10 protein-coding genes are annotated in these 9732 nt (G+C 69.9%); 6 read left to right on the top strand and 4 right to left on the bottom strand.

The window, feature by feature from the left end:
- Positions 1 to 221 precede the first annotated feature (221 nt).
- Complete coding sequence (locus tag E1267_RS40240) at positions 222 to 1160, top strand: MBL fold metallo-hydrolase (RefSeq protein ID WP_132341006.1); 939 nt, start codon at positions 222 to 224, stop codon at positions 1158 to 1160.
- 70 nt (positions 1161 to 1230) lie between these two features.
- Positions 1231 to 1455, top strand: a complete 225-nt coding sequence (locus E1267_RS40235) for a hypothetical protein (RefSeq protein WP_132341004.1) — start codon at positions 1231 to 1233, stop codon at positions 1453 to 1455.
- Here E1267_RS40235 and E1267_RS40230 read toward each other — a convergent pair.
- From E1267_RS40230 to pdhA, 4 genes are all read right to left on the bottom strand, one after another.
- The gene (locus tag E1267_RS40230) at positions 1452 to 1745 is read right to left on the bottom strand and encodes a Dabb family protein (RefSeq protein WP_132341002.1); all 294 of its coding nucleotides are present in this window, start codon (positions 1743 to 1745) and stop codon (positions 1452 to 1454) included. The genes E1267_RS40235 and E1267_RS40230 overlap by 4 nt on opposite strands.
- A 114-nt stretch (positions 1746 to 1859) precedes the next feature.
- Positions 1860 to 3236, bottom strand: coding sequence for a dihydrolipoamide acetyltransferase family protein (locus tag E1267_RS40225; protein ID WP_132341000.1), 1377 nt, complete (start codon positions 3234 to 3236; stop codon positions 1860 to 1862).
- Positions 3237 to 3247: 11 nt separating this feature from the next.
- Positions 3248 to 4228 carry an alpha-ketoacid dehydrogenase subunit beta gene (locus tag E1267_RS40220; protein WP_132340998.1) on the bottom strand — a complete coding sequence of 327 codons (981 nt, stop codon included), beginning with the start codon at positions 4226 to 4228 and terminating at the stop codon, positions 3248 to 3250.
- Positions 4225 to 5346, bottom strand: coding sequence for a pyruvate dehydrogenase (acetyl-transferring) E1 component subunit alpha (gene pdhA / locus E1267_RS40215; RefSeq protein ID WP_236667867.1), 1122 nt, complete (start codon positions 5344 to 5346; stop codon positions 4225 to 4227). The genes E1267_RS40220 and pdhA overlap by 4 nt, the downstream gene beginning before the upstream one ends.
- Before the next feature lie 264 nt (positions 5347 to 5610).
- On the opposite strand from pdhA, the gene purS reads away from it, so the two are divergent.
- The 4 genes from purS to purL all read left to right on the top strand — a co-directional run bounded on the left by purS (position 5611) and on the right by purL (position 9611).
- Positions 5611 to 5856, top strand: coding sequence for a phosphoribosylformylglycinamidine synthase subunit PurS (gene purS / locus E1267_RS40210; RefSeq protein ID WP_132340994.1), 246 nt, complete (start codon positions 5611 to 5613; stop codon positions 5854 to 5856).
- Between the two features lie 221 nt (positions 5857 to 6077).
- Positions 6078 to 6464 (top strand): ATP-binding protein, encoded by a 387-nt coding sequence (locus E1267_RS40205; RefSeq protein WP_132341008.1) that lies wholly within the window; start codon positions 6078 to 6080, stop codon positions 6462 to 6464.
- Positions 6465 to 6604: 140 nt separating this feature from the next.
- Positions 6605 to 7288: a phosphoribosylformylglycinamidine synthase subunit PurQ gene (gene purQ / locus E1267_RS40200; RefSeq protein WP_132340992.1), complete on the top strand. Its 684-nt coding sequence runs from the start codon at positions 6605 to 6607 to the stop codon at positions 7286 to 7288.
- Positions 7289 to 7355: 67 nt separating this feature from the next.
- Positions 7356 to 9611, top strand: a complete 2256-nt coding sequence (purL, locus tag E1267_RS40195) for a phosphoribosylformylglycinamidine synthase subunit PurL (RefSeq protein WP_132340990.1) — start codon at positions 7356 to 7358, stop codon at positions 9609 to 9611.
- Positions 9612 to 9732: the final 121 nt, after the last annotated feature.

Genomic DNA, 9732 nt, shown 5'->3' with positions numbered 1-9732 from the left:
AACCTGTTCCAACAGCGGAGCTCCTGTGGTGAGGATGTCTTGGAGTGACAGACCTCTTCTACAGCAGCTCCGCTGCTTTGTTCATCGGTCTTGACGAACAGCCCTCTCCCTTAACTGAACGGCGTTGCTTCTAGAGCCGGGGACGCCCGCCCGGCGCGGCGGGCGGGCGTCCTGTCCCCCGAGCCGCCCGGCCGGGCATGCGAACGGATACCTTCGCGGGCATGAGTTCCTCTTCCCACGACCACTCGCTGCCGCCCGCCCGCGTCGAGGAGGTGTCGGACGGCGTCTACGCCTATGTACAGCCCGACGGGAGCTGGTGGATCAACAACACCGGTTTCCTGGCCGGGCGGCGCGGCGTCATCTGCGTCGACGCCTGCTCGACCGAGCGGCGGACGCGGGCGTTCAGGCAGGCCGTCGGCCAGGTCAGCGACCGGCCGATCACCACTCTGATCAACACCCACCACCACGGCGACCACACGTTCGGGAACTGGTTGTTCCCCGAGGCGACGATCATCGGGCACGAGGGCGTGCGCGACCAGATCATCGCCGACGGCGTCCCCGCCTACCGGGCCGCCTGGTCGCCCGAGGTGCAGTGGGGCGCCATGGAGGTGACGCCGCCGTTCCTCACCTTCACCGACCGCGTCACCGTGTACTCCGACGACCTGAGGTGCGAGGTCAGGCACGTGGGGCACGCCGCCCACACGACCAACGACTCGTACGTGTGGATCCCCGAGCGGCGGCTGCTGTTCTCCGGCGACCTCGTCTTCAACGGCGGAACGCCGTTCGTGCTCATGGGCTCGGTCGCCGGCGCGCTGGACTCCCTCGCGCAGCTCAGGGGACTCGGCGCGGCGACCGTCGTGCCGGGCCACGGGGAGATCTGCGGGCCCGAGGTCTACGACCAGGTCGAGGGCTATCTGCGGTTCGTGCAGGAGACCGCCAGGCGGGGCAGGCAGGCCGGGCTGTCGCCGCTCGACGCCGCCAGGGAGACCGACCTGGGCGAGTGGGCCGGGCTGCTGGACGCCGAACGCATCGTGGGCAACCTGCACCGCGCCTACGCCGAGCTCGAAGGGCGGCCGCTCGGCGCCCCGATCGACCTGGCCGCCGCCGTGCTCGACATGATCACCTACAACGGCGGCCGGCCTCTGTCGTGCCTGGCCTGAAAGTCGCGGGTGTGATCGCGCTTACTCGGGTATGACCGGTGCTGTACACGTTCATTGCCTGGAGGTCGTCATGGGTGTCGGGGTCAGCATCTTCTTCCTCACGCTCGGCGCCATCCTGAAATTCGCCATCGAGCCCGACGTGTTCGGACAGAGCGTCCACATGGACATCATCGGCATCATCTTCATGATCGTCGGAGGGGTGGGTGTGCTCCTGAGCATCCTGCTGGCCCCTCGGCGGGGTCAGACGTCCGACCACCGGCTGATGCACCGGGAGAACAACCCGCCCGAGCTCTAGAGTTCCAGCTGTACGGCGGCGCGACTCGCGAGGATCGGCCTGATGTGCTCGGCGATCACGGCCTGGTGCTCGGGATGGTCGCGATAGACCACGTAGTCGTCGACGTTGTCGAAGTCGGCCACCACCGCGTACTCGTGGTTGCCCTGGTTGATGCCCGCGTCGCCGCCGACGGTGAAGGAACGCAGCTGCGGGATGACGCCGGGCAGTCTGCCCAGCTCGGCCGTCACGGCGGCCCGCTGCTCGTCGGTGGTGTCGTCTTTCCACGTGAACAGCACAATGTGGCGAATCATGGGGGCCAATGTATTTCATCGGCCGGCCGGCGCCTCTGAGGTGGTCGGGTGCGGGCGTCCCGCCACGGCGGTCGCCGGGAGAGGGGTCCTCCCGGCGGCCGCCGTACCCGGGGTTCAGCTCCAGGCGAGCATGCGGAGCGGGTCCTCCAGCATGGCGCCCACGTCGCGCAGGAACAGCGAGCCCAGCTCGCCGTCCACGATCCGGTGGTCGAAGGAGAGCGCCAACGTCGTCACCTTGCGCACCGCGAGCTCGCCGTCCACCACCCAGGGCATGTCCCTGACCTGGCCGAAGGCGAGGATGGCGGCCTCGCCGGGGTTCAGGATCGGGGTGCCCGCGTCGACGCCGAACACGCCGACGTTGGTGATCGTGATGGTGCCGCCCGACATTTCCGCCGGTTGCGTACGGCCCGCCCTGGCCGTCTCCGTCAGCCGGCCCAGCTCGGCGGCGAGCTCGGGCAGCGGCATCGTGTCGGCGCCTTTGACGTTGGGCACCACCAGGCCGCGCGGCGTCGCGGCGGCTATGCCCAGGTTCACGTAGTGCTTGACCACGATCTCCTGCGCCGCCTCGTCCCACGAGGAGTTGATCATCGGATGCCGCCCGGCCGCCGTGATCACCGCCTTGGCCACCAGCAGCAGCGGGGAGACCCTGACCTCTGCGAACTCGGGAAGATCGCGCAGGCACCGGACGGCCTCCATCGTCCTCGTCACGTCCACCTGGAGGAACTCCGTGACGTGCGGGGCGGTGAAGGCGCTGGCGAGCATCGCCTGGGCGGTCATCTTGCGTACGCCCTTGATCGGGACGCGCTCCTCGCGCTCGCGCCGCGGCTGGGGGGCCGCCTGCGGAGCGTCCGCCCGGGCGGCGGCGTGCACGTCCTCGCGGGTGATCGAACCCTCGGGGCCCGTGCCGGTGAGGCTCGCCAGGTCCACGCCCAGGTCCTTGGCCAGCTTGCGTACGGGCGGCTTGGCCGGCGCCCGCGGCCCCGCGGCGGGGACCGGCGCGGCCGGACCGTCCACCCCCACGCGGTCCGGGTTGGCCACCGGGGTGGCCGCGCCCGGCGGTTGCCTGCGCGGGCGTCGTTTGGTGGCGCCCGTCTTGACTCCGTAACCCACGAGGACCGCCTGGCGTTCCTCCTTGGGCGCCGGGCTGCCGTGGGCGCCCGGCTCGACGGCTCCCTCGGCCGGGGGCTTCGGGACCATGTCGTCGGCCAGCGCCTCGGCCCGGTCGTTCCCGCCGTCGGCGCCGGAACCAGTGTCGCCCGTGTCCACGGCGATGATGGGGATGCCCACCTCGACCGTCGTGCCCTCGTCGGCCATCAGGCCGGCCACCACACCGTCCCACGGGATCGGCAGCTCGACGATCGACTTCGCCGTCTCGATCTCGACGACGATCTGGTTGACCTTGACTTCGTCGCCGGGCTTGACATGCCAGCGGACGATCTCCGCCTCCGTCAGGCCCTCGCCGACGTCGGGCAGCTTGAACTCGCGTCGCATGGACAACCCCCTCAGTACCCGAAGGCCCGGTCGACGGCGTCGAGCACCCGGTCCAGGTCGGGCAGGTAGTGCTCCTCCAGCTTCGACGGCGGGTAGGGGGTGGAGAAGCCGCCGACCCGCAGCACGGGCGACTCCAGGTGGTAGAAGCACTGCTCGGTGACCCTGGCGGCGAGCTCGGCGCCGAACCCGTTGTTGACAGGGGCCTCGTGCACGACCACGACCCGCCCGGTCCTGCGGGCGGACTCCAGGACCACCGGCTCGTCCAGCGGGTTGAGCGAGCGCAGGTCGATCACCTCCAGCGAGCGCCCGTCGTCCTCGGCCGCCGTGGCGGCCTCCAGGCACGTCTTGACCATGGGCCCGTAGGCCAGCAGCGTGGCGTCGGCGCCCGGCCGCACCACCTTGGCCTTGTGCAGCGGCGGCCACCACTCGGTGGACGCGGTGTCGATGTCGGCCTTCTCCCAGTAGCGGCGCTTGGGCTCGAAGAAGATGACCGGGTCGTCGCTGCGGATGGCCTGCTGGATCATGGTGTACGCGTCGGCCGGGTTGGAGCAGGCCACGACCCGCAGGCCGGCCGTGTGGGTGAAGTACGCCTCCGGCGACTCGCTGTGGTGCTCGACCGCCCCGATGCCGCCGCCGCAGGGGATGCGTACGACGACCGGCAGCTTGATCGCTCCCAGCGAGCGCATCGGCATCTTGGCCAGCTGCGTGATGATCTGGTCGGCCGCCGGGAAGACGAACCCGTCGAACTGGATCTCGCACACCGGCCGGTAACCGCGCAGCGCCAGCCCGATCGCGGTGCCGATGATGCCCGACTCGGCCAGCGGCGTGTCGATGACACGGTCCTCGCCGAAGTCCTTCTGCAGGCCGTCGGTGACGCGGAAGACGCCGCCCAGCTTGCCGACGTCCTCCCCCATGATGAGGACCTTGGAGTCGTCCTCCATGGCCTTGCGCATGCCCTCGTTGAGCGCCTTGGACAGGCTCATGATCGTCATTTGGCGAACCCCTCCAGGTACGCGGCGAACTGGGCGCGCTCCTGGTCCATCAGCGCGTGGGACTCGCTGTAGACGTGGTCGAAGATGTCGAGCGGCTCGGGGTCGGGCATGGCCAGGCAGCGCCTGCGCAGGTCGGCGCCGAGCTGGGCGGCCTCGGCGTCTACGGCGTCGAAGAACTCCTGGCCGGCGTGCTCGTTCTTGTACAGGTAGGCCTTGACCCGCTCGATCGGGTCCTTGAGCTTCCACGCCTCCAGCTCGCTGGCCACGCGGTAGCGGGTGGGGTCGTCGGTGGTGGTGTGGGCGCCCATGCGGTATGTGTACGCCTCGATGAGCGTCGGGCCCTGGCCCGTACGGGCGGCTTCGAGCGCCTTCCTGGTCACGGCGAGGCAGGCGAACACGTCGTTGCCGTCGACCCTGATGCCGGGGAAGCCGAAGCCCGAGGCGCGGCGGTAGAGAGGGATGCGGCTCTGCTTCTCCAGCGGCTCGGAGATCGCCCACTGGTTGTTCTGGCAGAAGAACACGATCGGCGCGTTGAACACGCCGGCCCAGATGAACGACTCGTTCACGTCACCCTGGGAGGTCGCACCGTCGCCGAAGTAGGCGATGGTGGCGGCGCTCGCGTCGTCACGCTGGATGCCCATGGCGTATCCGACGGCGTGCAGCGTCTGGCTGCCGATCACGATCGTGTAGAGGTGGAAGTTGTGCTCCTTGGGGTCCCACCCGCCGTGGTTGACACCTCTGAACAGGCCGAGCAGCTTGACCGGGTCGACGTCGCGGCACCACGCCACACCGTGCTCACGGTAGGTGGGGAACGCCATGTCCACGTCGGTCAGCGCGCGGCCCGAGCCGATCTGGGCCGCCTCCTGGCCCAGCAGCGAGGCCCAGATGCCCAGCTCGCCCTGGCGTTGCAGTGCCACGGCCTCCAGGTCGATGCGGCGGACGAGCACCAGGTCGCGGTAGAGCGACCGTACGTCCTCGGGGGTCAGGTCGATGTCGTAGTCGGGGTGCTCGACCCGCTCGCCTTCGGGGGTGAGCAACTGGACCAGCTCGGGGGGCGACTCGGCGCCGCGTGCGGCTTCGGTTGTCACGAGACCTCCTTCGCCGGTATCGCGGCACATGTGCTGTGCTCACTGACGACCGCGACAAGCTCGGTCATGGCCACTCCTGTGCGTCAGGGCCGGATGTCGATGGGGTTGCCACCTCAGTCCCGGCCTCCTTGGCGAGGAACCATATGGTGATGGTTCGTACGCTTTGGGGCCATGGTGGCAGACGTCACAGCCCTGCGCGCAAGCCCCATGTCCTCCCCGTTCCCGTTGTGTCGGCGGCCACACGCGCCGGTAGGCTGTGCTTCCCATCCACCCACCGCTCCCAGGAGGAACGCAGTGGCCCGCGTCATCGTGGACGTCATGTTGAAGCCCGAGATCCTCGATCCGCAGGGCCAGGCGATCGCCAGGGCGCTGCCCAGGCTCGGCTTCTCCGGCGTCGGGGCGGTGCGCCAGGGCAAGCGGTTCGAGCTGGAGCTGGAGGGCCCCGCCGACGAGGCGGCGCTGGCCGAGGTGCGCAAGATGGCCGAGACTCTTCTGGCCAACACGGTGATCGAGGACTACACCGTCCGGGTTACAGAGTAGAACGCACATTTGATCCCCCGATTTCCCCCTGGTCGGTTAAAGCGGGGTTCTGACGTGCCACAATGCCACGGGCAAGCCAACAGTAAATAACAACAACGTGATTTTGCGGTTAGCCCCGATTTCACAGGGAAACCTACTCCAGGTGACATTCTGGCGCCCGGAGGAGTCCGGTGGATATTGAGTTCTCGTTGGCGCTGCCTCGGGATGCGATCGGCATACCGATGGTCAGGCGAGTGCTAGGCGATGCCCTGCGCTCACTCAACGTGAGTGAGACCTGCATCGCCGACATGTTGCTCGCCGTCTCCGAGGCGTGCTCGAACGCGGTGCGGCACGGGGGACCCGCCAACCGCTACGAGGTGACGGCGTCGATCGGCTGCGGCCACTGTGACGTACGCGTGGCCGACAGCGGCGCGGGCGTGCCGTCGATGCCCGCGCACTTCCCCCCGCCCGACACCGAGAACGGCCGCGGCCTGCTGATCATGCGCTCCGTCGTCGACGAGATCTCCTTCGGCACCGAGCCTGGCCGGGGCACCACGGTCCACCTGCGCAAGACGCTCGCATGGGACGAAGGGGCCAAGGCCCGCCCCCGAGCGCTCGCAGCCGTCTGACCTGCTTCTCCGCGTCGCGTACAAGCCGATGCGGACCATGCGCGAGCACCCGATAACCTTGGTTACACCGCCGCAGACCGCCGTCCGCCCCGAAGAGACGGCGGCGCGTGCGTGCGCATTCCTCGGAGGGGACGACAGTCATGAGCGCTGCCCGTGTGGGCGTAGTCACGTTTCCAGGAACTCTCGACGACCAGGACGCCGCCAGAGCCGTGCACCTCGTGGGCGCGCAGGCGGTTCCGCTGTGGCACGCCGACCACGACCTGAAGGGGGTCGACGCCGTGTTCCTGCCCGGCGGCTTCTCCTACGGCGACTACCTGCGCTGCGGCGCCATCTCCCGCTTCGCGCCGATCATGGACGAGCTCATCCCGGCCGCGGGCGCGGGTCTGCCGGTGATCGGCACGTGCAACGGGTTCCAGATCCTGTGCGAGGCGCACCTGCTGCCCGGCGCGCTGACCCGCAACGCGTCGCTGCACTACGTCTGCCGTGACCAGCGGGTGCGCATCGAGCAGACCGCGACGGCGTGGACCAACGCCTTCGACCAGGGGCAGGAGATCGTGCTGCCGGTCAAGCACGGCGAAGGCCGCTACGTCGCCTCCGACGAGACGCTGGCCGCGCTCGAGGCCGGCGGCCACGTGGTCGTGCGCTACGTCGGAGGCAACCCCAACGGCTCGCTCAACGGCATCGCGGGCATCCGCAACGAGGCGGGCAACGTGGTCGGGCTCATGCCGCACCCCGAGCACGCGGTCGAGGAGCTGGTCGGCGCCCCGAGCACCGACGGCCTCGGCTTCTTCACCTCCATCCTCAAGAACCTGGTGGACGCATGAGCGAATGGAACGAGCGGCGGACGGACCCGGCCGACATGCCGATCCTCCGACCGACGCGGGAGGGCGAATGATCGACGACGTGCGGCGGGCGGCGAAAACCCCCGACGAGCCGATGCCCTTCGCCGAGCTGGGGATGAAGGCCGACGAGTACGCCCGGGTCAAGGAGATCCTCGGGCGCCGTCCCACCGGCTCCGAGCTGGCCATCTACAGCGTCATGTGGTCCGAGCACTGCTCCTACAAGTCGTCCAAGGTGCATCTCAAGCAGTTCGCCACCAAGGCGCCCAAGTCAGAGGCTCTGCTGGTGGGCATGGGCGAGAACGCCGGCGTGGTCGACATCGGCGACGGCTGGGCGGCCACGTTCAAGATCGAGTCGCACAACCACCCGTCCTACGTCGAGCCGCACCAGGGCGCGGCCACCGGCGTCGGCGGCATCGTGCGCGACATCATGTCGATGGGCGCGCGCCCGGTCGCCGTCATGGACGCGCTGCGCTTCGGCGGCGCCGACGCCGTCGACACGCGCCGGGTGCTGCCTGGCGTGGTCGAGGGCATCAGCCACTACGGCAACTGCCTGGGCCTGCCCAACATCGGCGGCGAGGTCGTCTTCGACCCGTGCTACATCGGCAACCCGCTGGTCAACGCCCTGTGCGTGGGCCTGCTGCGCAAAGACCAGATCAAGCTGGCCACCGCGCCGGGCCCCGGCAACAAGGTCGTGTTGTTCGGCGCGTCCACGGGCCCCGACGGCATCGGCGGCGCCTCGGTGCTGGCCTCGGCGACCTTCGAGGACGAGTCGCAGGCCAAGCGGCCCGCCGTGCAGGTCGGCGACCCGTTCATGGAGAAGCTGCTCATCGAGTGCTGCCTGGAGCTCTACGCCGCCGACGTGGTCGTAGGCATCCAGGACCTCGGCGCGGCCGGCGTCTCGTGCGCCACGACCGAGCTGGCCGCCAAGGGCACCGGCGGCATGCACGTCGACCTCACCCGCGTCCCGCTCCGCGATCCCTCGCTCAGGCCCGAGGAGATCCTGATGAGCGAGTCGCAGGAGCGCATGATGGCCGTGGTCGAGCCCCGCGACATCCCGGCGTTCATGGCGATCTGCGAGAAGTGGGACGTCCCCGCCACCGTCATCGGCGAGGTCACCGACACCGGCCGCTTGGTCATGACGTGGGAGGACGAGATCATCGTCGACATCCCGCCGGGCACGGCCGCCGACGAAGGCCCCGTCTACGAACGCCCCTACCACGAGCCGGCCGGCCAGGCCGCGCTCAACGCCGACACCCCCGACGGGCTGGCGCGGCCGGCCGACCTGCGCGAGACGCTGCTCAAGCTGCTCGGCTCCCCCAACCTGGCCTCCAAGGAGTGGGTGACCTCCCAGTACGACCGCTACGTCCGCTCCAACACCGTGCTGGCCCAGCCGGCCGACGCGGGCATGTTGCGGATCTCGGAGACCATGGCCGGTGTCGAGCACGAACCGACGACCCGCGGCATCGCGCTATCCACCGACGGCAACGGGCGTTACGCCAAGCTCGACCCCTACGCGGGGGCGCAGCTCGCGCTGGCGGAGGCCTACAGGAACGTCGCCGTGACCGGAGCCCAGCCGCTCGCCGTCACCAACTGCCTCAACTTCGGCTCCCCGGAGGACCCCGAGGTCATGTGGCAGTTCGCCGAGGCCACGCGCGGCCTGGCCGACGCCTGCCGGGCGCTCGGCGTGCCGGTGACGGGCGGCAACGTCTCCTTCTACAACCAGACGGGCTCGACGGCCATCCATCCCACGCCGGTCGTGGGCGTGCTCGGAGTCATCGACGACGTCGCCAAGCGCGTGCCGACCGGGTTCACCAAGGAGGGGCTGCGGGTCGTGCTGCTCGGCGACACGCGCGAGGAGTTCGGCGGCTCCGAGTGGGCCCACGTCGCCCACCGGCACCTGGGCGGGCTGCCGCCGCACGCCGACCTGGAGGCGGAGCGGGCGCTGGCCACCGTGCTGGTCGAGGCCACCCGTCGGGGGCTGCTGGCGGGCTCGCACGACCTGTCCGACGGCGGCCTCGCCGTGGCGCTGGCCGAGGCGTGCCTGGCGCGGGGCGTCGGCGCCTCCGTGACGCTGAGCGGCGAGCCGTTCACCGACCTGTTCAGCGAGTCGGCTTCCCGGGCGCTCATCGCCGTACGACCTGACGCCTACGACGCGTTCGCGTCGTTGTGCGGGCGGCACGAGGTGCCCTGCTACGGGCTCGGCATGACCGGCGGCGACAGGCTGGTCGTCGAGGGCGTCTTCGAGATCCCGGTGGCCGAGTTGCGCGAGACGCACGAGGCCGCACTGCCCGCGCTGTTCGGCTGACGATCCGGGCGAGGGCCGGCCGGGGTCTTCCGGCCGGCCCTCGCCAGTGGGTAAAACGACGCGTTGGCGGCGCGGACCTCGCGTGCATAATCGGTCTGTGCCCACCCCCGGTCCTGTCTCT

The sequence above is a fragment of the Nonomuraea longispora genome (genome assembly GCF_004348345.1).
GTDB classification, from domain to species: Bacteria; Actinomycetota; Actinomycetes; order Streptosporangiales; family Streptosporangiaceae; genus Nonomuraea; species Nonomuraea longispora.
The sequence above is the reverse complement of the archived record's forward strand: the minus strand, read 5'-3'. Positions and strand labels throughout refer to the sequence as shown.